This window comes from Rheinheimera sp. MM224, from assembly GCF_947090785.1.
Taxonomy (GTDB): Bacteria; Pseudomonadota; Gammaproteobacteria; order Enterobacterales; family Alteromonadaceae; genus Pararheinheimera.
In genome coordinates this window covers 4,316,541-4,341,690 of record NZ_OX352320.1, presented here as the reverse complement: position 1 = coordinate 4,341,690, position 25,150 = coordinate 4,316,541, and the positions used below count along the sequence as shown (strand labels likewise).

Sequence of the window (25,150 nt, the reverse complement as noted above, 5' to 3'; positions counted from 1 at the left end):
AAATGCGGCTTCTGGCTTAGTTTTGTAAAAAATAACTTTGCTTCAGCGCAGAATTTCGCTAGAATCCGCGCCGCTTGTGGTGACTGTAGCTCAGTTGGTAGAGTCCCGGATTGTGATTCCGGTTGTCGTGGGTTCGAGCCCCATCAGTCACCCCAATTCCTCTATAAAAAACCCACTCTGGCTTCGAGCTTCGTTAGTCACCCCAATTTCCCCTTAAACTTAAACCTAAACCCAACTTTGGCTTCGAGCTTCGTTAGTCACTCAATTTCCCCTCACAGCATTCTGTTGTTATGCTCTGCAAGTCTCCCGCTTATTAGTTGCGCCATCATGGATTTAAAACAACTGCAGCTGTCTTTACAGCAGCCTCATTTAGCCCCCGTTGAACTTTGGGATCCAGCCTTTTGCGGTGATATCCCCATTCGTATCGATCGACATGGTGATTGGTATTATCTGGATTCAAAAATCCAGCGACCACAGTTGGTTCAACTTTTTGCTTCAGTACTGACCCGACAGCAACAGGAGTATTTTCTACTGACTCCAGTTGAAAAAGTCCGCATTCAGGTTGAAGATGCCGCTTTTGTCATTGTGGCTATAGAACAACAACGAAGTGATGCTGGACCTGTTCTTATTGCGACCACTAATTTAAGTGAACAGGTATTAATTGATACTGAATATCCGCTGTTTTTACAGGCTCAACCTGATGGTCAGTTGTTACCTTATCTGCAGCTATGGCGTGGCTTAACAGCTAAATTCAGCAGAGCGGTTTATTATCAGCTGGTTGATTTAGCTTTTCCTGTTCAAGTGGATGGCAAAAACAGGCTGCAAATTTCTTCCGCCGGAGTACATTTTGAGCTTGGTACGCTGGACTAACCATTGGTCCCGGATCTAAGGCTCTGTATCGCATTCATTTTTTTCTGCCCTTGCCGCTTTGCGGTTCCTGTTTCATAGTCGATACCAATCAGCTGGAAAAAGCTGTGTTCATCCAACAGGAGATAGAATGAAACTGCAACTAAGCCTTATCACCAGCGCTGTACTGCTAGCCGGAACAGCCCAGAGCGCGACCTTAATTCATGCCGGAAAATTGATTACTGCTGATAGCGACAAAGTATTAAGTGAATACACAGTGGTTGTTGAACAAGACAAAATTATCGCCGTGGAGTCTGGTTATAAAACTCCGGCTAATGGTGATCAGGTTATAGATTTAAAAAATCATACGCTGATGCCAGGCCTGATGGATATGCATACCCATTTCTCCACTCAGATGAGCCCAGGTACTTACACTGAAGACTTTTTCCTGAATGAAGCCGATGTGGCTTTACGTGGAGCTACTTTTGCAGAGAAAACCCTGATGGCAGGTTTTACCACAGTGCGGGAACTGGGGGATATCCATCACACCAGCACAGCGTTGCGTAAAGCCATAACAGCTGGTTATGTCAAAGGCCCTCGTATTTATACGGCTGGTAAATCTATTGCCACTACAGGCGGTCATGCCGACCCAACTAACGGCGTTGCTTATGCGTTAATGGCTGACCCTGGACCAAAAGATGGTGTAATCAATGGCCCCGAAGAAGCACGTAAAGCCGTGCGGCAACGTTATAAAGAAGGTGCGGACCTGATTAAAATCACCGCCACTGGTGGCGTACTGAGTGTGGCTAAAAGTGGCTCAAATCCGCAATTTAACAGCGAAGAGCTAAAAGCTATTGTAGATACAGCCAAAGATTATGGCATGACAGTGGCTGTACATGCTCATGGTAAAGAGGGCATGGACAGAGCTATTGAAGCGGGCGTGGATTCGATAGAACACGGCACTTTAATGGATAAAGCCACAATGAAGCTAATGAAAAAACATGGTACTTATTATGTGCCAACTATCAGCGCGGGCAAGTGGGCTGCAGAAAAAGCAGCTATGCCGGGTTTTTTCCCAGAGCTGGTTCGTCCTAAGGCCTTGGCTATAGGCCCTAAAATTCAGCAAACTTTTGCCAACGCTTACAAAGAGGGCGTCAAAATAGCCTTTGGCACAGACTCTGGTGTAGGAGCCCATGGCGATAACTGGCGTGAATTTGTTTTTATGACCGAAGCTGGTATGCCGGCATTGGAAGCTATCCAGTCTGCCACTATTACTTCCGCTCGCTTGTTAAAAGTGGACCAGGAGTTGGGTTCTGTGACAACAGGCAAGATTGCCGATTTAGTAGCAGTACCAGGTGATCCGCTGCAGGATATTCAACTGATGGGGAAAGTCAGTTTTGTGATGAAAGCCGGGGTTGTGTACAAACAATAACAATAGCCCCAAAATAAGAAAGGCAGCGCAAGCTGCCTTTTCTATTTCTATTTTGGGTTCTGGAAAAACTCCAGTAGCTTATGTACGTCGGCAATGATTTCGGTTTTTAAATCAATTTCTGCTTGTTCGCGCAAGTGATCCAGATGGCGGATCTCTTTCTTATCACGCTCTTTACGTGCCTGATGAGTCGGCATATCTTTGACTACGTCATACATTTTAAACAAGCCAGGGTAGGTCTGTACTGCATTAGGTTTATTGGGGATCTGCAGATGGTCCAGCAATACCCAAATCCTTAATGCACCCTCAGACAACTCACATTGCTCTTCACGCATGGCTTTGGCAATTAATACTATGCTTTGCGTCAGGTCGGCGTTTTTGGCGTCAACGACCTGTTGCTGCTTTAACTTTTGTTGTTGAATTAACCACAACAATCGGCCGAGGTAAAAACTCAGGCCAGCGATAATCAAAACAGCAGCTAAGGTGGCCAGTATCCAGTTGAAGGTCAAACTTTATCCCCTATTCGCCTAAAAACTCTTTACGCCAATCAGTACGCTCTAATTTGGCTAACGGATCCTGATCTTCCTCTTCGTCATCCTGGTCTAAACCTAACAGGGCAACAAGCTCCGCATGACGTGCAGTTTTGGCATTAAAGTACTTCGCGTCTTTACCTGTCAGGATTTCGCCTTTATCGACGAGATCCAGCAATTCCAGCAACTTCTCATCGTTTTCGAGCAGCGCTAATTCCTGTTCTGGCGGCATTTCAGGCTCTTTGGCTTTGCTCAGTTGTACCACTGGCTTGAACTGCTTTGGCTGAGCCATCAGCTTTTGTTCTGCTTCTGTCACTACTAAAGCAATAGGCTTTTTACTGCCATGGCGTGGGTCTTTCGAGCCTTTGCCTGATTGCTTTTGTTTGTCTTCAGCTGAAGGAGAATGGCGACTACCGGATTTTAAGCCTGCACCTTTCTTTTTGGTTTCAGGCGCGCGTGTGCGATCCTGACGAGCTTCTTCAGCCGGTCTGTGCCTGGTACCAAGTGGGCCTGAGGTGCGAGTTTTTTTAATCCGGGTCATATTTGTTACCTACGAAAAAGGGCGCGTATTTTAACCAGTTTATGCCAGAAAACCTAGGTATTTCGCTTTTTAAATAACACTACATCGTCGGCAGGGAATTCAAGCTCCAATTGATCACGTTGTGCCAGGTATTCAAAAGTACGCTGATGGAAAAAACTGATATGGGTGGGGTCATTTTTATAATGCCAATTGCTGAAGCTACTTTGGTCTGTGTAACGTTTGGTCATCAAGGCCAATACAGCTTCCGGCAACAGTAACTCTAACCATAAACCCCATTCTTTCGCAGGGTTGATAAAATGTTCTATGGCTTCAGTGCAACTGACAAAATGATACTTTTGCTGCAGAGCTTCTGGTCCTGGCGCATAAAAAGGGTCCCAAACCTGCATCTGTTTCCCCGCTTCACTGAGCATTTGAGCCAATAAAGGCCCAGGACCACAGCCAAAATCTAATCCGGTATTTTGTTCAGGCGTGAGGATGCTCAGCAGAGGCAAAGCCAGACGGGATAAAAACTGACGGTAGCCAGGGTCATCCAATTGGTTCTGATGCAAATCGTATTGCGCTTTTTCCTGCTCGGCTGTCAACAAGCTAGTGCGATCAGCAAAGACTAAAAAACACTGCTGGCATTGAAAATATGCACGTCTTTTATCGCTGCAAAAAGGCTGGATTTGTGAATGCTGGCACAAAGGACAAATTGAATTCATGGTGAGGATAAATAAAAAGGGCGGTGTAAGATGTTACCGCCCTCTATATAAGGTGTCTAGTGCGACACATAATCTGCTTTAAGTCGTCCTGACGGGAGTTCAACACCCTGTCTGCACAAATTCCCTATATTTTTACGCAAATTCCCTATGAGAATAATTATTCGCGATCGTCCTGATACTTAATGGTCCTTCCTTGCGCTGTGTAAAATACACATTGTCATCATCTTGATGCTGAAAAAACGTACCGATGCACTGCTGCTTTCCGTGCCTGCTTTCCGTGTTTTTTAACGTTACTAAATGTAACGGACTTAAATCTACTCCGATTTTTCAGAATGGCAATACAACGGTATAAAAAAAATACAAAAAAATTGAACTTTTTTGTAATGTGATTATAAATCAATTGGTTAGGTTGTTGTTTCGTGACTTTTTAATGGTGTGAGTCATGTCTTACAATGCTGTGAGATATATCTCACAAATAGGATCTAAGTCAGTAGGTTGATTGTCGGGGAGCATCAAGCGCAGATAAAAAAACCAGGCATGACGCCTGGTTTTATGCAGAGTAAAAAACAGCTGTTAGTGTAAACCGCCAACGTACTTAGACAGTATCTCGATATCTTCATCCGTCAGCTTCTTCGCAACGTCACGCATCATGCCATTCATGTCGTTGGCGCGTGAACCATTACGGAAAGACTCCAGCTGAGTTTTAATATAAGCCGCGTGCTGGAATGAAATTTTAGGAAAACCAGCCAGGCTGTGACCTACACCACGTGGGCCGTGACAAGCGATACAAGCGGCTATTCCACGCTCCAGATCTCCGCCACGGAATAACTTTTCACCTTTAGCTACCACATCTTCCGGCGTGCTGCCTTCTTTCATGGTTTGGCTGGAGTAATAAGCAGCCAGGTCTTTCATATCCTGTTCGGATAAAGCAGCAACCATACCTGCCATCACAGCATTGTTACGGCCTTCTTTACCACCGGTTTTGCTACCTAATTGAAACTCTTTTAATTGCTTAAAAATATAACCAGCATGTTGACCAGCAATTTTCGGATATAAATCTGTTGGGCTATTCCCGTCCATGCCATGGCAGGCAGCACAAGTCACGGATTTAGCTTTACCAGCTTCTGCATCCCCATCGGCTGCATAAACTGAACTGATTAACCCTAAAAAGAGCGTGAGTGGAAGTGCGAATTTTTTCATTTTTTTTCCGTCTCTGTCCGCGTTGAACCGCCAGTAATCTGGCAACCAAGTTGAATAACCCTATATTTTATGTCTATTTTACACGAATCTTGCACAGATAGAATCCCATAAATCACAGTAAAGCTTCTGTGGATCTTCAGGATCCGTTACACTATAGCCAAATTTACAGCCGGAGCTGACAGTGTACAAAGCGATCATCAATTATCAGAAAGCAACTTTTCTGACCAGTGCCCCTGATATTAAGGCTCTGCCCGCAGATACAGGTATCGAAGTTGCCTTTGCTGGTCGTTCTAACGCCGGCAAGTCCAGTGCATTAAATACGCTGACGCGGCAAAATGGTTTAGCCCGTACCAGTAAAACACCAGGTCGTACTCAGTTAATTAATACTTTTGCTTTAGCTGAGAATCAGCGCCTGATCGATTTACCTGGCTATGGATTTGCCAAAGTGCCTTTAGCCGTCAAAGAAAAATGGCAAAAAGCCCTGAGTGAATATCTGATGAAACGCGAAAGCTTAAAAGGCATAGTGATTTTAATGGATATTCGTCATCCGCTAAAAGATTTGGATCAGGATTTAATCCATTGGGCAGTGCAAAGTGATTTGCAGGTCTTATTGCTGCTGACCAAAGCCGATAAATTAAGTCCTGGACCACGTAAAAAAGTGCTGTTGGAAGTGACCGAAGCTTCTATGGCTTTTATGGGTGATGTCACAGTTCAGGTATTTAGCTCGCTGACTAAATTGGGTTTGTCTGAGTTAGAACAAAAACTGGACCAATGGTACAGCGCAGAACAAGAATAAGTTTTTACCAAATCTAAAATTGAGAAAAGCAGAGCATGGTCTCTGCTTTTTTTATTCGTACTATTTCTGGCTCTCTTAGGCCTCAATCATTTTTTTCATAAAAATCAGCGCGCACAATAAGCAGCACCCTAGCTAGTCAGCTGGAATTGGGTAATGTTGAACATTTTTGCTTGGTCAGAAAAAAGAAAACCGGCCCTTTTTGAGGAGGCCGGTCATAGCAAACGGGGAGAAGCTATTCAATAATTTCAAATCAACAGGGTGTCTTGGATTAACAAGACACAGCTATTATACATAGAATTATGAATGTTTGAAGTATTTGCTCTAAAAAATCTAGTTTTATTTCAGATTTTCTGATCGACAGACAAAAAAAACGCCCCACTGCAAGCAGTGGGGCGGCTAAATAAGCCTTTCTTTCTGGCCACTAAATAAGCGATTAAGCTGATTAGTGCTGAAAGATAGAACATCTTACCTCTGTACCCTACGAAATTGATTCTACAAGTGTTGATTAAAAATGCAAGTGAAGAGCTGTAATTAAACTACAAATATTTAGTAAAACGTTCATTAATCTGAAAAAATGTAGCTTAATTACCAGTTTGAATTACATTTTTCGTCTATAAATTATACAGATCTGGTCGAAATCGCGGGGGATCCGATTCATCGATGTTTCGCATCGGAGCGAAGCGATGAGGGACGAAAGTGAAAGCTCTCGATAAAAAAGCCCCAAACAAGTTGGGGCGAAAAATCAAACTACCAGGAATGGGCATTTACACACTTAGTAAGACTGAAGGTTTTTTACTAAGTTCAGCCTTTTTCCATTTTTTTAATGGGCCTGATCCCAGTTTGGACCAAAGCCAGCTTCTGCCAGCAATGGCACGTCCAGTGACGCCGCTGATTGCATGATTTCGACCAGTTCCCGGCTTACCCGTTCCAGCTCTTCAGTTTTCAATTCAAACACCAGTTCATCGTGTACCTGCATAATCATTGCAACTACACCCTCAGGCTGTTTGTCCTGCCAGGCTGATACTTTAATCATGGCCATTTTAATAATGTCGGCTGCAGTGCCCTGCATAGGAGCATTGATGGCCGCACGTTCAGCACCTTTTTTCCGGGCCATGTTTTTGGCATTAATTTCAGGTAGGTACAAACGACGACCAAACAGAGTTTCAACATAACCTTGCTCGTGCGCCTGAGTGCGTGTGCGCTCCATATAATCCAATACGCCCGGGAAACGTTCGAAGTACAGATCAACGTACTGCTGTGCTTCCCCTCGACTGATGCCTAACTGGCGCGCCAAACCAAAAGCGGACATGCCATAAATAAGGCCGAAGTTCACCGCTTTAGCGCGGCGACGTTGTTCTGAACTGACCTGGTCCAGCTCTACACCAAAGACTTCAGCTGCTGTAGCTCTATGGATATCTTTGCCTTGAGCAAAAGCTTTGAGCAGAGCAGGGTCACGTGATAAGTGCGCCATGATGCGTAGTTCAATTTGTGAATAGTCGATTGCCAGTATGGTTTTACCCGCTTCAGCAATAAAAGCCTGACGAATACGGCGACCTTCTTCACTGCGGATCGGAATATTTTGCAGGTTAGGCTCAGTGGAGCTTAAGCGGCCTGTGGCGGCAACCGCCTGGTGATAGGACGTATGCACCCGGCCTGTTACCGGATTAACCGATAAAGGCAGTTTGTCGGTGTAGGTAGATTTAAGCTTACTTAAACCCCGGTGTTCCGTAATAAGTTTTGGAAACTCATAATCAAGCGCTAACTCGGCTAATACTTCTTCCGCTGTGGACGGTGTGCCTGTGGGTGTTTTTTTCAGTACAGGTAAACCCATCTGTTCAAATAAGATTTCCTGCAACTGCTTAGGAGATGACAGGTTAAATTCTTTACCCGCCATCTGATAAGCTTCCTGCTCTATCTCGCCTATACGTTTAGCTAAATCCAGACTTTGTTGCGCCAGCAGCTTGCCATCAATTTTTACCCCAGTGCGTTCCATTTTGGACAAAATTGGCACCAATGGCATTTCGATATCACGGAATACTTTCTGCAAGCCTGAATGTTGCGCAAGCATCGGCCATAAGGTTTGGTGTAACCGCAAAGTCACATCAGCATCTTCTGCTGCATAAGGCGAAGCTTGTTCTAGCGCAATTTGGTTAAAGGTGATTTGTTTAGCACCTTTGCCTGCGATGTCTTCAAAGCCTATGGTTTTATGGCCAAGGTACTTCAGTGACAAGGAGTCCATATCGTGGCGGGAGGCAACGCTATTTACAATGTAAGACTCGAGCATGGTGTCAAAGCGAATACCGCGCAGCGTTATACCATGGCGCGCCAGTACACTTTGATCGTACTTCAGGTTCTGTCCTACTTTGGCTTTGCTTTCATCTTCCAGCCAGTCCTTCAACTGAGCTAACACCCAGTCACGATTCAGCTGTTCAGGTGCGCCGACATAGTCATGTGCCAGTGGGATATAACAAGCGTCACCGGCTGCTAAAGCCAGAGAAATACCCACCACATCGGCCTGCATATAATCCAGACTGGTGGTTTCGGTATCAAAAGCCACCAGTTCCACTTCTGGCAATCGTTTTAACAGCTGCAGAAAATCAGCTTCGGTTAAAATGCATGGGTAGCTGCTGGTATCAATGCCGCTGGCAGGGATTTCCGCTGTGTGCTCCTCATTAGTTTTTGCCGCTTCTGTCGCTACTGCTGTTGCAGTATCTTTGCCTGCTAAAACTTCACTTAACCAGCGTCTGAATTCACAAGCTGCAAACAGCTCGGCCAGTTTAGTCTGATCCGGTGTTTTGATATCCAGACTGTCTGGCTTAAGCGACAATTCGACATCGGTTTTGATGGTGGCGAGTTGATAAGACAAAGTCAGCTGATCTTTAAATTCTTCCATTTTGGCTGCTATGGTTTTGCTGCCACGGAAGTTCAACGCTGCTATCTGATCCAACTGCTGGTATAGCTTCTCTATCGAACCAATACCTTGCAGCAAAGCCATGGCAGTTTTTTCACCTACACCTGGCAAACCCGGTATGTTGTCGGCTTTATCGCCCATCAAGGCTAAATAGTCGACAATCAGCTCTGGCCCTACACCAAACTTTTCTGCAACTCCCGCAGGGTCCAGAATGGTATCCGTCATGGTGTTAATTAAGGTGACATGTTGATCAACCAACTGTGCCATATCTTTGTCACCTGTGGATATCAACACATGACGGCCTTGTTGGCTGGCCTGCACTGCCAAAGTACCGATGACATCGTCTGCTTCAACGCCACTGATACAGATCAGCGGTAAACCCATAGCCTCAATGATTTGGTGTAAAGGTGCTATCTGGCTACGTAAATCATCCGGCATTGGCGGACGATGCGCTTTATATTCGCTGTACATTTCATTACGGAAAGTAGGGCCTTTGGCGTCAAATACCACAACCATCTGGCTGGGCTTGTATTGGCGTAACAAACTTTTCAGCATGTTGACCACACCATAAATAGCGCCGGTCGCTTCCCCTTTGGAATTGGTCAGGTGTGGTGGCGAATGATAAGCACGAAATAAATAAGAAGAACCGTCGACCAGAATAAGAGGATTGTCCGGTATAACAACCATGATAAGGATCCCTAAATGTTTTGCTTAAGCATGCCACAACAGGGCTGTTTCAGCCAGCTGTAGCTACGTTGTTGCTCTGTGGCAGTGATACTTTTTTATACGAAAAAGCTGTGGATAACTTTGTGGATATACAATAGGGAACAGCCAGAAAATCTCGGTGAAGAGTCCGGTGCTAAGTGGTTAAGTTGCTGTATTTAAAAGAAAAAGAAGGGTAATGCTATGGGTTCCCTTGTTGTTTTTCTTATCATTCCATTTTGTGGAAAATTATCTCACTTTGGTTTCCTGTCAAAAAAGGCGACAGCGTAAGACAATCAAAGCGGGGAAACAGACTACCACAAAGATTTTCTTTGCACAGTCCTGATTTCAATTTTTTTTAACTGAAAAAAATGTCTTTCAGATTGATCAGTTATAAGGCTATTTGGACTACAAATTTTACCCAACTTAGTCTGGATTATGGGCTAAGTTAAAAGCCAACAAATACAGGGGCTTCCACTATGAAGCATCCGGGCGTTATAATACCTTAACTTTTGTATGGCTTATTGACAGGATTATCCAGATGAAAAAACTCACTTTTGCCTTAGTGCTGATGACAACTGCTGCAATAGCCAACGTTGCTGCACAGGAAGCAGACAACGAAGCAATTAAAAAACGTCTTGAACCCGTAGGTCAGGTCTATCTGGCTGGTGCACAGGCCGCAGCTGATACTGGTCCTAAAGGTCCACGCACTGGCGAGCAAGTGTATCAGGGCGCTTGTTTTGCATGTCACGGTACTGGTGCTTTAGATGCGCCTAAAAAAGGTGATGCAGCCTGGAAACCTCGTTTAGCGCAGGGTCTGGATGTATTGAAGAAACACGCTATTGAAGGTATCCGTTCTATGCCTCCTCGTGGTACTTGTGGCGATTGTTCTGATGATGAAATTGAAGCCGCTATCAAGTTTATGACTGAAGGCGTGTAAACCTTCTGTTAGCAAAAACGCTGCTGTGGCAGCGTTTTTTGTTTCTAATGCTTTTTAGGTCTAATTGTTATCTTTATAGCTCAATTGCTTATAAGAAGATCTGACCAGCCAGCTCATTTTGCCTTCCATCTGGTTAAGCTTTGTGCATAATAGAGGTGCTTAAACATCAGCCAGTTATGGTTGCCTTGCCTTAGATAAGAATAAGAGAGAAAGTTGAAGGATATAACAACTCTGGATAGAGCCCATCACCTTGTGGTTAGTCAGTTGCGCCGTTTGCGTAAGCTGGCCGCAGGCTATAAACAGGCATATATCATTCAAGGTGCTTTACTCAAATTGTCAGAATTAGCTTCTGGCATCAAAGACATGCGCGAGTTTTATCCTGCAATTCACCGTTTATTAAACCAGCAGCTCAAAGCCGATAATTTTTATGTGGTGCTTTGTGATCAGGACCAGCAGTTTTCGCTGGAATATTTCGCAGACGAAAAAGACCAACAAGTTTTATTAGATGCGCCTTCCGACGCTTTTGCTTCCGGTCTGACGGGTTATGTGGCCCGCACTAAACAAGCGCTGCTGTGTGATCAGGATGGCTACCGGCGACTAGTTGAAACAGGCGATATTACGGCTCAGGGCACAGCCTGTCAGTATTGGTTAGGTGTGCCTTTATGCCGTGGTGAAAAAATTATTGGGGTGATGGCTATTCAAAGTTATGACCCGGAGTGCCATTACAATCAGCATGATTTAGCGCTGATTAGCAATATAGCCATTCATACGGTCACAGCTATAGACAGAGTGAAAAGTCGTGAATTGCTGGAGCAAACCGTACGTGAGCGTACTCAGCAGTTACGCAATACCAATCAGTCGCTGGAAAAAGAAATCCGCGAGCGAACTAATGCCGAACAGCTGCAGTCTGCTTTGTATAAAATTTCTGAGATGACAGCTAAAAGCACTGACATGATGAGTTTTTATCATGAAGTGCACCAGATTTTGTCTGAATTGATGAAAGCAGATAACTGCTACATTGCGTTATTAAATGAAGCGGCTGACCGCTTACATTTTCCATTCTATCTGGATCAGTACACGCCAACGCCCAGAGAACGCGCGTTGCAAAGTGGCTTAACTGAGTATGTGATCCGCTCTGGCGAAGCTAAATTAATCAGCCAGACACAGTTACTGGATTTAATTAAAACTGGAGTGGTAGACAGGGTGCAATCCAGTCTTGGCCATCATGCGATGTCTACCAGTTGGTTAGGTGCGCCTTTGTTAGTGGGTGAACAGGTACTGGGTGTGATTGCGCTGCAGTGTTATGACAACACCTACAGCTACAGCGAACAAGAGCTGAATCTATTACGTTTTGTGTCGCAGCATATAGCTGTAGCTATCTCCCGCAAACTGTCGACAGAGCAACAAAAACAGCAGCATGAAGAGCTGGAAAAACGTATTTTTGAGCGTACCCGCGAATTACGTCAAACTAATTTGTTTTTGCGTTTACAGGTGGAAGAGCGGAAAAAAGCCGAAGAAAAACTGTTTCACGAAGCCAATCATGATGCCTTAACTGGCCTTGCAAATCGTCAGATGTTTTTAATGCAATTGCGCCAGCGTTTTTCCTATCGGAATCGCGAGGCCAACCCACGTTTTGCCTTGTTATTTATCGATTTAGACCGTTTTAAACTGATTAATGACACCTTAGGCCATCATATTGGTGATTTGTTTTTAATCGAAGTCAGCCAACGTTTACAACAAACAGTGCGTGAACATGATTTAGTGGCTCGTTTAGGTGGCGATGAGTTTGTCATTTTATTGGGGCAAATTCAAAGCGACTTAGATGCTGAAGAAGTAGCGGAGCGTTTGATTGAATCTCTGCGTCAGCCGATGATGCTTGAGGGCCAGCAGGTATGTTCAGGCGCCAGTTTAGGTATTGCCTGTTATCAACCTGAATATCAAAACGCCGATGAATTATTACGTGACGCTGATGCAGCTATGTATCAGGCCAAGTCTTTTGGCCGTAACCGCTTTGTGATTTTTAATGACTCCATGCGCCAGCAAATGCTGCAGGAGCTTGGGCAAGAACAAGCGTTGCAACAAGCTGTTGATCAACAGCAGTTTGCGCCTGCCTTCAGGCCTTTATTACAAGCTGATGCACAAGTACTGGGTTATCAGGTGCTATTGAACTGGCAGCGGGGTGATGCGGAACAAAAAGCTGAGTTAAGTCGTCAGGCGACTCAGGCTGGTTTAATGCCGGATATTGAACTTGAACTGGTGAGGCAGCTTTGTCAGAAAAATGCCGGCACGGAAATATTCAGCATTACATTAAGCAGCGGCCATCTGAATAATACCTTACTGTTTGATAAGCTCTGTAATGTATTACGCCATTCGGTCTTGCCTTTACATCAGTTGTGTATTGGGTTTAACGAAGCGGATTTGTTGCGTTTAACCACCACTCAACTGGCAAATTTACATCAGTTAAAGCGGCTTGGTATTCGATTGTGGTTGGATCAGTTTGCTGCCGAAGTGGCTGCTTTGGGTTTACTGGTACAGTATCCATTTGATTTTGTTGTGTTAGACACAGCCTTTAGCCGCAGTTTACAGCGCAGTGATCAGCGTAAACAGCTGCTGCAAGTACTGTTGAGTCTGGCGCAAACCCACAAATACCGTCTGGTCGCTGCTGTGGCTGAAAATGACGAAAGCCGTACTTACCTGACTCAGCTGGGATGCTGCTATTTTGCCGATAGCAGCCCGGTGAGCGAAACCCAATCAGGGCTTTTTCAACAGCTGGCGTAATCGGTCAATATGCGCCAGGCCTGTTTCCTGTCGTTGCTGTTCAGTTTTGACTGGTGCAGCTTTGCTCCATTCCAAATCATCAGCAGGCAATTCGTATAAAAACCGGCTTGGTTCAGGTTTGATGATTTCACCATACTGACGACGCTCGCGGGCATAAGTAAAAATTAACTCACGTTGTGCTCTGGTAATACCTACATAAGCCAAACGGCGCTCTTCCTCTACATTGTCTTCATCTATGCTGCTTTGATGCGGCAACAAACCTTCTTCCATGCCGACCATAAAGACGTAAGGAAATTCCAAACCTTTAGAGGCGTGTAAAGTCAGCAGTTGCACCTGATCGGCATCATCTTCCTGCTCCTGACGCTCCATCATGTCCCGCAAGGTCAGTTTAGTGACCACTTCGTTTAAACTTAGTGGCTCCTCATCGTCTTTGCCTTCGAGCATTTCACTGATCCAGCGATACAGCTCATTGATATTCTTCAGTGCCATTTCAGCCGCTTTTGGGCTGGCGCTGCTTTCAAATAACCAGGCTTCGTACTGGCTTTGCCGGATCAGATCTTTTACTGCTTCCTTCGGATCAGCTCGTAGTGCGTTGTCCGCGACATGATTAATCCAGTTGGCAAAGTTCTGTACCGCCTGCAGACCACGTGCCGGCAAACGTTCTGCCAGTTCAGGTTCAAAACAGGCGGCAAATAAGCTGATATGTTTTTCGTTGGCCAAGCTGCCCACTCTTTCCAGCGTAGCAGCGCCTATTTCACGTTTTGGCGTGTTGATAATACGCAAAAACGCATTGTCATCGTCCTGATTCACCAGTAACCGTAAATACGCCATGATGTCTTTAATTTCAGCACGGGAAAAAAACGAAGTGCCACCTGACACTTTGTAGGGAATTCTGTTGGTGATCAACGCTTTTTCAAATACCCGTGCCTGATGGTTGCCGCGATACAGCAGCGCATACTCTTTATACTGAGTGCGGTTAATAAAGCGGTGCGAAATGATTTCGGCCACCACTTTTTCGGCTTCATCTTCTTCATTACGGGTAGGTAATACCCGTAAAGGCACGCCATACCCCAGTTCGCTGAAGAGTCGTTTATCGTATTCGTGTGGGTTATTGGCGATCAGAATATTGGCCGCTTTCAGAATACGTTCGGCCGACCGGTAGTTTTGCTCCAGCTTAATGACTTTTAAGTTCGGAAAATCTTTACCCAAGAGCACCAGATTTTGTGGTTTGGCACCCCGCCAGGAATAAATTGACTGGTCATCGTCTCCAACCACAGTAAAGCGCTGACGCTCACCGACCAGCCATTTCACCAGTTCATACTGACTGGTATTGGTATCCTGATATTCGTCCACCAACAAGTACTGGATTTTTTGTTGCCACTTCTGCCGCACTTGCTCATTGGAAGCAAACAGCAGGGTTGGCACCATAATTAAATCGTCAAAATCCAGGGCGTTGTAGGCCCGAAGCTGCTGGGCGTATTGCTGGTAGAAGTTAGCAAAGCTGATGCTTTGTGCGTCTGTGGCGCGAGCCAAGGCTTGACCCGGCAAGGTCAAATCGTTTTTCCACGAAGAGATTTTGCTTTGCAAAGCTTTCAGTAAATCTTTATCACCCTGTAGCTCGGCATCGGTCAGCTCTTTGAGCAGCGCCATGCTGTCCTGATCGTCAAACAGTGTGAAGTTAGGCTTATAACCAATGGCGCGATATTCCTTTTTCAGGATCTCTAAGCCTAAGGTGTGAAAAGTGGAAACAGTTAAACCTCTCAACAAAGGCCGGGCCAACTGATGCTTGATCCGCTCTTTCATTTCGCGGGCGGCTTTATTGGTAAAAGTCACTGCCGCTATATGTTTGGCAGGCACATCACATTGCTGAATTAAATACGCAATTTTATTGGTAATGACCCGGGTTTTGCCACTGCCAGCGCCAGCCAGAACCAGGCAAGGCCCGCTGATATAATGCACCGCATCGTTTTGTTGAGAGTTAAGTTTCATCAGACACCTTTTGCAGAAGGACGCTAGTTTAACTCAAATTTAACGGGCTGAGGCGTGCTGATTTCTGCACAAAACGAGCAAGTCCGGCAAATATGCGGCAGAATGGATCCACCTTGAGCCTGAAGGCTCGTAGAATAAAATAACGCTACAGGAGCTAGACCATGATTGATCCAAAAAAGATTGAAGAAATTGCGAAACAAATTGGCGCCGCTATCCCACCTAAAATGCGTGAGATGGCCGATGATGTTGAAAACAAAGTAAAGCAGGTGCTACAGCAAAAACTGAGTCAGCTGGATTTTGTGTCCCGCGAAGAGTTTGATGTGCAAACTCAGGTGTTGGCTAAAACACGCGCCAAACTGGATGAACTGGAACGTCGCGTTGCTGAATTATCGGCGAAAGACGAGTCAGCTAGCTAAAAAGTGATGTAAATAAGGACGGTTATGAAGTTAAGTCAGGTATCGGTGCTGCTGGCTGGATTATTCAGCTCTGTGGTTTTAGCTCAGGTTGAGCAGGTGATCCAGGTCGGGTATTTGCTGGATGTGCGCACAGGCAACTACCAGAAAAACAAAGCTATTCTGGTTGAAGAGGGTCGCATCAGCGCTATTGTTGATGCAAAAGATGCTCCCAAAAACGTACAGATGATTGATTTATCCAGCCATTATGTAGTGCCAGGCCTGATTGATATGCACGTGCATTTAACTTCAGATCCACAAAAACATGGGTATCGTGGTTTAGTCGAAACGCCAACCCGTGAAGCCATCTTTGGTGTCAGTGCGGCCAAAGCCACCTTAAAAGCAGGTTTTACCACAGTGCGGAACTTAGGGGCCGCAGGTTACGCCGATGTGTCTTTGCGGGATGCCATTGATGATGGCGAAATTCAGGGACCACGGATGCGGGTAGCTGCCAATACCATCTGTATTACAGGCGGGCACTGTGACAATAATCTGCTGCCACATATTTATAATTCCAGAAGCGCAGGTGTCGCCAATGGTCCGGATGAAGTTCGCTCTAAAGTGCGTGAAAACATCAAGTACGGCGCTGATGTGATTAAGTTTGCCGCCACTGGTGGTGTGTTATCCAAAAATACAGACGTGAATGCCAGTCAGTATAACTTTGAAGAAATGAAAGCTTTAATAGACGAAGCCCACGACAGAGGTCGTATCGTTGCGGCTCATGCCCACGGTTTGCAGGGTATTAAACGCGCTATTGAAGCTGGGGTGGATTCGATTGAACACGGCAGCTTTATTGATGATGAAGCCATTAAACTGGCGAAAAAGCACGGCACTTATTTAGTGATGGATGTCTATGTCAGTGACTTTATCTTAAGCGAAGGCGAAAAAGCCGGCATATTGCCTGAGTCCTTAGCTAAAGAGAAAAAGGTTGGCTTGTTGCAACGACAAAACTTCCAGAAAGCGGTAAAAGCAGGTGTGAAGATGGCTTATGGCACAGATGCCGGCGTTTACACTCATGGTTTAAACGGCCGTCAGTTTGCTTATATGGTGCAGTGGGGTATGACACCTTTACAGGCGATTCAGGCTGCCACAGTCAATGCCGGTACATTATTAAATTGGAAAAATGAGCAAGGCCAACAAAATGTCGGCGTGTTAGAAGTTGGGGCTTTCGCTGATTTAGTGGCAGTGCCTGTTGACCCTCTTACTCAAGTCAAAGCGCTGGAGCAGCCTGCTTTCGTCGTGAAAGCCGGCCAACAAGTGCTCTAAGCTTTCTGACAGTGGCATTAGATATTCTAATGCTACTGTCACACTTTTTCTCGTCTTTCTTACACAGTGTTGTCATGGAATTGCTGAATAATTGCGCACAGTGAAATGACTTAACACCCAGGAAGACCTATGAAACTTATTACTGCTGCTGTATTTACTGTTGCCACTTTGTTGGCTAGCCAGGTTCAGGCTGCGTCAAACTACACCTATTCAAACACTGAATACTGTGAGCTTGTTGCGCAAAATGCTGTAGATAATTTATTAAAAGCTTATGCGAAAAAGCTGGGTTTTACTCCTGCTCGTAGTGCTTGTGTTCAGTTGCTGAATCCTATGACTGCGCAGTTAACACAAGATGCTGAAGCGCAAATTCGTGCTTACTCTCGTGGCTCAGCCCGTAAGTTACCCGCTTCAGTGGTTCAGCAGTTAAAAGCCATGCCAATGGAACAACGTCGTGCTGCTTTGGTTCAGATCTACGGTTAATTCGTCGCTTTCAGTTGTATGCATACTTGAAAGCTGAGTACAGTAGCCCAAGATAACGGCTATACCCAGAAAGGCGGAGCATACAATGAGCGAATTTGACTTTGATTTAGACCATCTGGATTTTGATGGTGCTGAGAAAAAAACGGCACAGCAACAGCTGGCTGCTGATCAGTTAGCAGCAGAACAGGCTGCAATGCAGGACGATGATTCGGATGATTGCGCTGGTGGCGCCTGTAAAATCTGAATCAAGTCGTAGCTGAGCTTTATAGCTAAAATAGAAGGGTCTGAGTTTATCACTCAGACCCTTATTTATTTTTTAGATTAATTCGATTGTTTTATTTCGTTTTTTAAATTGGCCCTGGGCCTCTACTCTGTGTTGGCAGGATAGAGCGAACTCCAAAGAGGGTCATAATAATGTTTAATAAATCAGCCTTAGTCGTAGCTTTAGGTTTGTCTTTAGCTGTACAAGCAAATACTTTAACCAGAGACAATGGTGCTCCGGTTGGGGACAATCAGAATTCCACTACAGCAGGTCCTAACGGCAGTGTATTACTGCAGGACGTGCACCTGATCCAGAAATTACAACGTTTTGCCCGTGAGCGTATTCCTGAGCGTGTTGTGCATGCCCGCGGTACTGGTGCTCATGGTGAATTTGTCGCTACTGACGATTTATCCGATTTAACCATAGCGGCTCCTTTTGCCAATCAAGGTAAAAAAACGCCAGTCTTTGTGCGTTTCTCCACAGTGATCCATGGTAACCATAGCCCTGAAACTTTACGTGATCCGCGTGGTTTTGCCGTGAAGTTCTATTCTGATCAAGGTAACTGGGACTTAGTGGGTAACAATCTGCCAGTATTTTTTATCCGTGATGCGATTAAATTCCCGGATATGGTGCATTCATTAAAACCTTCGCCTGTCGACAATATGCAGGATCCAAATCGTGTCTTTGACTTTATGTCGCACGAACCGGGTTCTACCCAGATGCTGACTTTTGTTTATTCAGATTTAGGCACGCCAGCCAGCTACCGTGAAATGGATGGTTTTGGTGTACATGCTTACAAATTCATCAATAGCCAAGGTCAGGTGCATTACGTCAAATTCAACTGGAAGAGTCAGCAGGGTGTGAAATCCTTGGATGCGGATCAGGTTACTAAAACTCAGGGCATGGATTTTAACCACCTGACCCGCGACTTGTACCAGAACATCAATGCCGGTAACAACCCGAAGTGGGATTTGTATGTGCAGGTGATCACACCGGAGCAGCTGGATGATTTCGACTTTAACCCACTGGATGCCACTAAAACCTGGCCAGGAGTGAAAGAACGTAAAGTCGGCACCATGACGCTAAACCGTATGCCAAAGAACTTCTTTGAAGAAACTGAGCAATCGGCTTTTGCACCAGCCAACCTGATCCCAGGTATTGAGCCATCTGAAGACCGTTTGTTGCAAGGCCGTATTTTCTCTTACTCCGATACTCAACTGTATCGCTTAGGCGCAAATCATAGCCAGTTGCCAATCAACAAAGCCAAAGTGATGGTGGATAACCACAATCAGGATGGCGCTATGAATTTTGGCAACAGTACATCCAACGTTAATTATGAGCCAAGCCGTATTGAACCTAAAACTGTGGTGGATGCCGCCCGTGCTGTCGAAACAAAACTGGATGGCACAGTGATGCAAAAGGCAATCAGCAAGCAGGACAACTTTAGCCAGGCTGGTGCTTTGTACCGCAGCTTTGATAAGCAACAACAAGCCAATCTGATCCGCAATTTGTCCGGTGATTTAGGTCAGGTGAAAGATGCAGTGACTAAACACAAAATGCTGGCGCATTTCTACAAAGCTGACAGCGACTATGGCACTCGTTTAACCAAAGCCGTCAATGGCGATTTAAAACAAGTGCAGCAAATCGCTAAATCCCTGTAAACAATTCCCTGGTGCAGGTCGGTTGGTTTAGTCCTTCCAACTGACCTTAGTTTAAAGCCCTGCGAAACTCGTATGCTCTGTCCTGCACCCAGGGTGAGTTTCGCAGGCACCAATTCCCCTGCGTACTTGAAGCCGCAGCTTTGTTGACTACGCGCTCTCGCCCCAGTCACATAGGACAACTATGCTCCTGGGGTCTCGCTCACTTGTCGCCTCGCTGCAACTCCAATTACTTTGGGGAATTCACAACCCTTCGTACTTGAAGCCGCAGCTTTGTTGATTTCGTGCTCTCATTCCGGTACCGGAATGAACACGAGACGGGCAGGGTAAACCCAGCCCCTACAACATCGTCTTGCTGCAACTCTGAGTGCTTTGGGTAATTCATAACTCCTATGTCTAAGGAATTTATCTGATGCGATTACTGTTACTGAGTTTGATGTTATTAAGCGCTATGCTGCGTTCTGAAGAACAAGTCTCTGATCCATTGGAACAACTCACTTCTTACTTTTTTGCTGCGGCCCGCACTGGTGATCTTGTGGTACTCAATGAGTTTATACAGCAGGGCTTTCCGGTCGATCAGCGCAACAACCAAAGTTATACCGCCCTGATGGTCGCTACTTATGCAGGTCAGCAGCAAGCTGTCGAATTACTACTTCAACAAGGCGCAGATGCCTGCTTGCGTGATAAAAGAGGCCATACCGCTATGATGGGCGCCATAGTGAAAGCGGAGTGGAGTATAGGAAAAATTCTATATCCAATTGATTGCAAAGAAGACACTTCAGTAGATGCCAAAGCACCTGTGACAGACAAAGCGAAAATGACGGTAGCGCAGTTTGCTGAAGTTTTTGGTCAAAGCGAAAAACTGCAGCAACTGGCTAAAGAGGCAGAAGTGAAACAAAGGACCCCTAAAGGCCAAAGCCAAAATTAAAGTGCGGCTGTGACTTTAATTTCTACTTTCCATAATGGATTGGCAAGGCGGGCTTCCACTGTGGCACGAGCCGGAGCCTGACCTTCTTCCACCCACTGATCCCATGCTGTATTCATCGCGTTGTAATCGGCCATATCAGCCAAATAAATGGTGGTATCGACAACACGACTTTTACTGATGCCCACTTCGGCCAGCAGCGCATCAATTTGTGCCAGTACATTAGCAGTTTGTGCTGAAGCGTCGCCGTCCAGATTGTCCGGCACCATACCAGATAAAAATACCAGACCATTGGCGATCACTGCTTCGCTGTATCTTTTACCTGGTTGTATACGTTGGATCATTGCTTTGTCCTTTTATCAGATCACAGGCTTAAAGCCTTCACTCTGGCCATCTATTAAATCATAAGGCGACATGGCCGGAATTTGTTGCTGAATTTGTTGTTCCAGTTGGTCCAGTGTTTTCAGTTGCTGACAAATCTGCTGGCCACGTTGCTGTAAGTTTTTACTATTTTTCTGCATGTCAGTTTTTAACTGACTGCCAAAGGTCTGCATTTTAGCGCGGAAACTTTGCATTTTTTCGGTGGCAGAGCCAGGGCTTTGCAGCACATTTTGCCCTAAAGTCAGCATCATCTGGCCACTGATTTTAGCCACAGCTTGCTGAATTCGTTGTTCGGCCTCTTTGGCTAAGTTTTTATCCGCTGAGCGCAGCTGACTACCATACACATAAATGGTATCCCCTTGTCGTTGCACCAACTGATTCAATTGTTGTTCCAGCTCATCCACTGGTTGCTGTAGTTCAGGATTTTCGGCAAGGCTCATACCAGTAGCTGTTTGTACGTTTTGATCCAGCACAGTGCGGGCCAATTGCAGGCTGTCATCCATCAAAGCGGCTGAAGCCGTGACTTGTGTACGAATGCCTTGCTGATAAGTTTTCAGGTGCTGTTGTGTTTCGGTGTTGCTGTTGCTTTTTTGCTGAGCCAGCCACAGCTGGCCTTTGGTATCAATACGCCACAGCTCCTGATCACCCCGTTGAATGCTGACTACTGAGGGACTGACTTTTAAGTCGTCCTGCAAGGTCAAAGCACATTGATCACTGGCATAACTCAGGCCACTTACCAGCATCAATGTACTGGCACAGATATACTTCATAACAACCTCAATAAGGTAAAAAAACCATGCTGCGTGACAAGTAATGAATCACCACTGAATCAGCCTTCGTATTTGACGCCGCAGCTTTGTTGCCTGCGCCTGCTCGCCCCAGTCACATAAGAAGGCTATGCTCCTGGGGTCTCGCGAGCTTGTCGCCTCTCTGCAACGCCAACTACTTTGGCTTACAGCCTTGGTATTTGACGCCGCAGCTTTGTTGCCTGCGCCTGCTCGCCCCAGTCACATAAGAAGGCTATGCTCCTGGGGTCTCGCGAGCTTGTCGCCTCTCTGCAACGCCAACTACTTTGGCTTACAGCCTTGGTATTTGACGCCGCAGCTTTGTTGCCTGCGCCTGCTCGCCCCAGTCACATAAGAAGGCTATGCTCCTGGGGTCTCGCGAGCTTGTCGCCTCTCTGCAACGCCAACTACTTTGGCTTACAGCCTTGGTATTTGACGCCGCAGCTTTGTTGCCTGCGCCTGCTCGCCCCAGTCACATAAGAAGGCTATGCTCCTGGGGTCTCGCGAGCTTGTCGCCTCCCTGCAACGCCAACAACATTGGCTTACAGCCTTGGTATTTATCACTGTTTCAGCTGGTTTGATTGTATCGTTCAAACAGCAGTTCAATCACTTGCCTGCTTTGTTGCAGACAAAGTTGTAAGTGGCTGCAGAGTGAGGGTTCAAGTGTGCCTTGTTGCAGTAACTGGTTTTCTGTCAGCCGGCAAAGCTGGCTTAAACGCATCAGCCCTAACTGGCCCATACTACCGATCATTCGGTGGAATACTTTAGGATCGGGTTTGTCTTGGGTTAACTCTTGTTGCAGAGTATCAAGCTGCGCTTTGACGTTCGCGCTAAGCGCTTGTCTTTGTTCGGGCTTTAATGCTTGTAAAGCTTGTTGTAAATAATCAGTTTGATACAAAGGGTTTAATGGGGGCAGTTGCGCCAGTTGGGCAATCAAAGCCTGTAGTTGTTCACGCCGCCAGGGTTTAAGCAACACTGCGCTAATTTGTGCTGCTATCTCTTTTTGTACGGAACCACTGACTAAAACAAAACGACTGTTTTCATCCACCTGCCGACGTAAGTCCAATTGCTGTAGGATTTGCTGAGCGTCAGCGTCTTCCAACTGGCCATCTAAAAATACCCAGGCCCATACCTGTTGCGGTAATTGTTGCACTTGTTGCAGGCTGTTGGCTGTGGTCACGACAAAACCCAGTTGTGTTAAAGCCTGTTCCAGACTAACACGACATAACTCGTCGTCTTCCACCACTAAGGCCTGATTTTGTTCTGTGGTCGTTTGCTGCGTTTCAGGTAATAAAGATGAAACCTGACATTTCAGGCTGAAACTCACCTCTGTGCCAAGTCCTGGCACGGATTGAATATCCAGAGCCGAGCCCAACTGTTGTAATAACTTTTGGCAAACCAGCATGCCAAGACCCGGACCAGCCTGCAATGAGCGCTGCTGGTTAAGGCGTTCGCCGCGCAATAACTGACTGATTTGTAATGTAGTTAAGCCCACACCTGTGTCCCGCACCTTGAACAATAAGTTCAGCTTACCCGCTTGTTGCTCCAGCAGCTCGACACGCACTTCAATTTCGCCTTGTTTGGTGTATTTGACCGCATTCGAGATCAGGTTCGTTAGCAATTGGGTCAGTAAATTTTCGTCCAGCAATAACAAGCCCGGAACATTGGATGCCACCGAAGAGCTTAATTTAAGTCCTTTATTACTAGCCAAAGGCTCGAGTAAGTTATGCAGACGCCCCAGTAATTCGGCCAATACTACCTGCTGATCTACGGGTTGATAGACGCCATAATCCAGCCTGCTGGTTGTCAGAATATTGTTGATAATATTATCCAGCGACCAGACAGAACGACGCGCCAATTGCACTTTTTGCTGGCTGCTTTGATGATCCAACTCAGTCAATAATTGGGCCAACACTGCATCTATGCCTTGCAATGGCGTGCGGATTTCATGGCCTAAGGTGGCGATAAATTCATTTTTAACTGCAATTTTTTGTTGAGCCATCTCTTGCTGCTTTTGTAGCAACAAACGATTACGGCGTGATTTGTGATAAAACAGCGATAACAGCAAAGCTAAAGCCAAACAAGCGCCGACAGATAACAACAGCAGCATATTGCGTTGATGTTGGTGAGTCAGTTGATCCAACTGACCTTGCTGAGCGGCTTGCTGCAGATTACGTTCCAGCAAGTCTTTGTGCTGCTCACTTGAGATCACCAGCGACTGTTTATGAATTCTGTCATCAAATAACTGTTGTTGCAGTTGCCGCACTTGTTCCGCAGCAGCATAAGCCTGTTGGTAATCCTGATTAAACTCCGCCACCTGGGCTGTTACAGTCCAATAATCCAGCAGGCTCTGAGGTTTGGTAAAATACGAGGTTTGTAAGTTAAGCTTTTGATATAAAGCTGCAGCCTCTGCCTGCTGCTTAAACTCCAGCAACGCAGTTAAGTGGTTTAAGCTGAACTGGCGGAAGTTCGCCTGATGTTCGTCAGCCTTTAACAACTGACTGATCTGCTGATACCTGGTGTTCGCCATAGCAGGACGGTCAAAATGCAAATCCAGCCAGGCCAGACTTTGTTGAGCATCTGCTTGCTCAATACTATTGCCTGCTTGTTGTGCTGCCAGTAATGCCAGTTGTAGTTGCTGTTCACTTTCCTGATATTTTTTCTGTGGCAATAAACTGCGGGCCAGACTTAAATGGTATTGCGCCGTTAACGCCTGTTCCTGACGGCTCAAGCGCAGTTCCAGTGCTTTACGTGCAAAGTCTTCCGCAGCTTGATCTTGCTGATACAACCGGCTGGCTTCAGCCAACAGATGTAAAAAATTAGCCTGACGATTGCTGTCATCCCCGGTCATTGCAAGGCTCAGACCATCGCTGGCGATTTGAATAGCCTGGGGGTAGGCATATAAATTTAAATAAATATGAGCCAGGTCATAACGAATGATTTGTAGTGGTACTGCATTGTTGGACTCTATCGCAATTTGCATTGCTTCCAATGCTTTAGGTAAAGCTTTGTCGGCCTGACCTAAACGGTTCAGGTTATCGGCTTGGCGCCTCAATGCATTAAATAACTGCTTGGTATCTTTTTGAAGGCGGGCTAAACGTTCGATTTCAATACTGGTTTGATAGGCCTGTTGATAATTACCTTGCAGCATAAATGCTGTCGTTTGTTGCAACAGCACTCTGTGGTAATCGGCACTTTCCCTGTCTGAGGTGTTGTCCAGCCATTGTTTGGCATAGCTCAGGCTGAGTGCCGGATCTTGGGTAACAAAAACTTCAGTCAACCTGACCAGCAGATTCAGCCGTTGTGCTGGTTCTGTACTTTGTTGTAGCTGCTGTTGCAATTGCTGACGCTCAGCTGCAGTTGAAACTTCTACCTGTTGCTGGCTTTGCGCCATTGCAGGTAAAAGCAACATCAGACCCAACCATAGAAAAAGCAGCTTAACGGCCACTATACAACTCCTTGAACAGATTCAACCCATGCTAACAACCCGTTTCTTTCAGAGCAAGGAGTCATATCGTCTGATGGATATAAACCAAAAAATTATTTTAATAACTAAAAGGCATAAAGCAGAGAGAAGG

At 45.7% G+C, this 25,150-nt stretch carries 20 protein-coding genes and 1 tRNA gene; 12 read left to right on the top strand and 9 right to left on the bottom strand.

What is annotated here, in order from left to right:
* Positions 1-79 precede the first annotated feature (79 nt).
* From OM978_RS20170 to OM978_RS20160, 3 genes are all read left to right on the top strand, one after another.
* Positions 80-155, top strand: a tRNA-His gene (locus OM978_RS20170).
* A gap of 172 nt (positions 156-327) precedes the next feature.
* Positions 328-870 carry a DUF1285 domain-containing protein gene (locus OM978_RS20165; RefSeq protein WP_264344217.1) on the top strand — a complete coding sequence of 181 codons (543 nt, stop codon included), beginning with the start codon at positions 328-330 and terminating at the stop codon, positions 868-870.
* A 127-nt stretch (positions 871-997) separates the two neighbouring features.
* The gene (locus OM978_RS20160) at positions 998-2,278 is read left to right on the top strand and encodes a metal-dependent hydrolase family protein (RefSeq protein WP_264344216.1); all 1,281 of its coding nucleotides are present in this window, start codon (positions 998-1,000) and stop codon (positions 2,276-2,278) included.
* 47 nt (positions 2,279-2,325) lie between these two features.
* On the opposite strand, the gene OM978_RS20155 is transcribed toward OM978_RS20160, so the two are convergent.
* From OM978_RS20155 to OM978_RS20140, 4 genes are all read right to left on the bottom strand, one after another.
* Entirely contained in the window at positions 2,326-2,784 is a 459-nt protein-coding gene (locus tag OM978_RS20155; RefSeq protein WP_264344215.1) for a DUF2489 domain-containing protein, read from the bottom strand.
* Between the two features lie 10 nt (positions 2,785-2,794).
* Complete coding sequence (gene yihI, locus OM978_RS20150; protein WP_264344214.1) at positions 2,795-3,346, bottom strand: Der GTPase-activating protein YihI; 552 nt, start codon at positions 3,344-3,346, stop codon at positions 2,795-2,797.
* A gap of 53 nt (positions 3,347-3,399) precedes the next feature.
* Positions 3,400-3,930: a class I SAM-dependent methyltransferase gene (locus tag OM978_RS20145; protein ID WP_264344213.1), complete on the bottom strand. Its 531-nt coding sequence runs from the start codon at positions 3,928-3,930 to the stop codon at positions 3,400-3,402.
* 690 nt (positions 3,931-4,620) lie between these two features.
* Positions 4,621-5,247, bottom strand: coding sequence for a c-type cytochrome (locus OM978_RS20140; protein ID WP_264344212.1), 627 nt, complete (start codon positions 5,245-5,247; stop codon positions 4,621-4,623).
* A 181-nt stretch (positions 5,248-5,428) separates the two neighbouring features.
* On the opposite strand from OM978_RS20140, the gene yihA reads away from it, so the two are divergent.
* The gene (gene yihA / locus OM978_RS20135; protein ID WP_233009083.1) at positions 5,429-6,043 is read left to right on the top strand and encodes a ribosome biogenesis GTP-binding protein YihA/YsxC; all 615 of its coding nucleotides are present in this window, start codon (positions 5,429-5,431) and stop codon (positions 6,041-6,043) included.
* 820 nt (positions 6,044-6,863) lie between these two features.
* Here yihA and polA read toward each other — a convergent pair.
* Positions 6,864-9,641, bottom strand: a complete 2,778-nt coding sequence (polA, locus tag OM978_RS20130; protein WP_264344211.1) for a DNA polymerase I — start codon at positions 9,639-9,641, stop codon at positions 6,864-6,866.
* A 556-nt stretch (positions 9,642-10,197) separates the two neighbouring features.
* On the opposite strand from polA, the gene OM978_RS20125 reads away from it, so the two are divergent.
* Positions 10,198-10,596, top strand: a complete 399-nt coding sequence (locus tag OM978_RS20125) for a c-type cytochrome (protein ID WP_127026197.1) — start codon at positions 10,198-10,200, stop codon at positions 10,594-10,596.
* A 213-nt stretch (positions 10,597-10,809) separates the two neighbouring features.
* On the top strand, positions 10,810-13,374 hold the full coding sequence (locus tag OM978_RS20120; protein WP_264344210.1) for a diguanylate cyclase domain-containing protein: 2,565 nt from the start codon (positions 10,810-10,812) through the stop codon (positions 13,372-13,374).
* Here the strand turns inward: OM978_RS20120 and rep are convergent.
* Positions 13,348-15,366, bottom strand: coding sequence for a DNA helicase Rep (gene rep, locus OM978_RS20115; RefSeq protein ID WP_413691245.1), 2,019 nt, complete (start codon positions 15,364-15,366; stop codon positions 13,348-13,350). The genes OM978_RS20120 and rep overlap by 27 nt on opposite strands.
* 158 nt (positions 15,367-15,524) lie before the next feature.
* Between rep and ubiK the strand changes: the two genes are divergently transcribed.
* From ubiK to OM978_RS20085, 6 genes are all read left to right on the top strand, one after another.
* Entirely contained in the window at positions 15,525-15,779 is a 255-nt protein-coding gene (gene ubiK / locus OM978_RS20110; protein WP_233009088.1) for a ubiquinone biosynthesis accessory factor UbiK, read from the top strand.
* A gap of 24 nt (positions 15,780-15,803) precedes the next feature.
* Positions 15,804-17,081 (top strand): metal-dependent hydrolase family protein, encoded by a 1,278-nt coding sequence (locus OM978_RS20105; RefSeq protein ID WP_264344208.1) that lies wholly within the window; start codon positions 15,804-15,806, stop codon positions 17,079-17,081.
* A gap of 129 nt (positions 17,082-17,210) precedes the next feature.
* Positions 17,211-17,561 (top strand): hypothetical protein, encoded by a 351-nt coding sequence (locus OM978_RS20100; protein WP_264344207.1) that lies wholly within the window; start codon positions 17,211-17,213, stop codon positions 17,559-17,561.
* Positions 17,562-17,646: 85 nt separating this feature from the next.
* Positions 17,647-17,805 carry a hypothetical protein gene (locus tag OM978_RS20095; protein ID WP_164731921.1) on the top strand — a complete coding sequence of 53 codons (159 nt, stop codon included), beginning with the start codon at positions 17,647-17,649 and terminating at the stop codon, positions 17,803-17,805.
* Between the two features lie 170 nt (positions 17,806-17,975).
* Positions 17,976-19,484, top strand: coding sequence for a catalase (locus OM978_RS20090; protein ID WP_264344206.1), 1,509 nt, complete (start codon positions 17,976-17,978; stop codon positions 19,482-19,484).
* 409 nt (positions 19,485-19,893) lie between these two features.
* Positions 19,894-20,409 (top strand): ankyrin repeat domain-containing protein, encoded by a 516-nt coding sequence (locus tag OM978_RS20085; RefSeq protein WP_264344205.1) that lies wholly within the window; start codon positions 19,894-19,896, stop codon positions 20,407-20,409.
* Here the strand turns inward: OM978_RS20085 and OM978_RS20080 are convergent.
* The 3 genes from OM978_RS20080 to OM978_RS20070 all read right to left on the bottom strand — a co-directional run bounded on the left by OM978_RS20080 (position 20,406) and on the right by OM978_RS20070 (position 25,020).
* A complete protein-coding gene (locus OM978_RS20080) occupies positions 20,406-20,750 on the bottom strand; it encodes a RidA family protein (protein WP_264344204.1) in 345 nt (114 codons plus the stop codon). The genes OM978_RS20085 and OM978_RS20080 overlap by 4 nt on opposite strands.
* Before the next feature lie 15 nt (positions 20,751-20,765).
* Positions 20,766-21,557: a DUF2884 family protein gene (locus OM978_RS20075; RefSeq protein ID WP_233009094.1), complete on the bottom strand. Its 792-nt coding sequence runs from the start codon at positions 21,555-21,557 to the stop codon at positions 20,766-20,768.
* 583 nt (positions 21,558-22,140) lie between these two features.
* Positions 22,141-25,020 (bottom strand): ATP-binding protein, encoded by a 2,880-nt coding sequence (locus OM978_RS20070; RefSeq protein WP_264344203.1) that lies wholly within the window; start codon positions 25,018-25,020, stop codon positions 22,141-22,143.
* Between the last annotated feature and the right edge of the window lie 130 nt (positions 25,021-25,150).

Coding starts and splice junctions, on each gene's coding strand:
- OM978_RS20165 (WP_264344217.1), top strand. CDS start 328: ATGGATTTAAAACAACTGCAGCTGTCTTTACAGCAGCCTCATTTAGCC.
- OM978_RS20160 (WP_264344216.1), top strand. CDS start 998: ATGAAACTGCAACTAAGCCTTATCACCAGCGCTGTACTGCTAGCCGGA.
- yihI (WP_264344214.1), bottom strand. CDS start 3,346: ATGACCCGGATTAAAAAAACTCGCACCTCAGGCCCACTTGGTACCAGG.
- OM978_RS20140 (WP_264344212.1), bottom strand. CDS start 5,247: ATGAAAAAATTCGCACTTCCACTCACGCTCTTTTTAGGGTTAATCAGT.
- polA (WP_264344211.1), bottom strand. CDS start 9,641: ATGGTTGTTATACCGGACAATCCTCTTATTCTGGTCGACGGTTCTTCT.
- OM978_RS20125 (WP_127026197.1), top strand. CDS start 10,198: ATGAAAAAACTCACTTTTGCCTTAGTGCTGATGACAACTGCTGCAATA.
- ubiK (WP_233009088.1), top strand. CDS start 15,525: ATGATTGATCCAAAAAAGATTGAAGAAATTGCGAAACAAATTGGCGCC.
- OM978_RS20105 (WP_264344208.1), top strand. CDS start 15,804: ATGAAGTTAAGTCAGGTATCGGTGCTGCTGGCTGGATTATTCAGCTCT.
- OM978_RS20100 (WP_264344207.1), top strand. CDS start 17,211: ATGAAACTTATTACTGCTGCTGTATTTACTGTTGCCACTTTGTTGGCT.
- OM978_RS20095 (WP_164731921.1), top strand. CDS start 17,647: ATGAGCGAATTTGACTTTGATTTAGACCATCTGGATTTTGATGGTGCT.
- OM978_RS20090 (WP_264344206.1), top strand. CDS start 17,976: ATGTTTAATAAATCAGCCTTAGTCGTAGCTTTAGGTTTGTCTTTAGCT.
- OM978_RS20085 (WP_264344205.1), top strand. CDS start 19,894: ATGCGATTACTGTTACTGAGTTTGATGTTATTAAGCGCTATGCTGCGT.
- OM978_RS20080 (WP_264344204.1), bottom strand. CDS start 20,750: ATGATCCAACGTATACAACCAGGTAAAAGATACAGCGAAGCAGTGATC.
- OM978_RS20075 (WP_233009094.1), bottom strand. CDS start 21,557: ATGAAGTATATCTGTGCCAGTACATTGATGCTGGTAAGTGGCCTGAGT.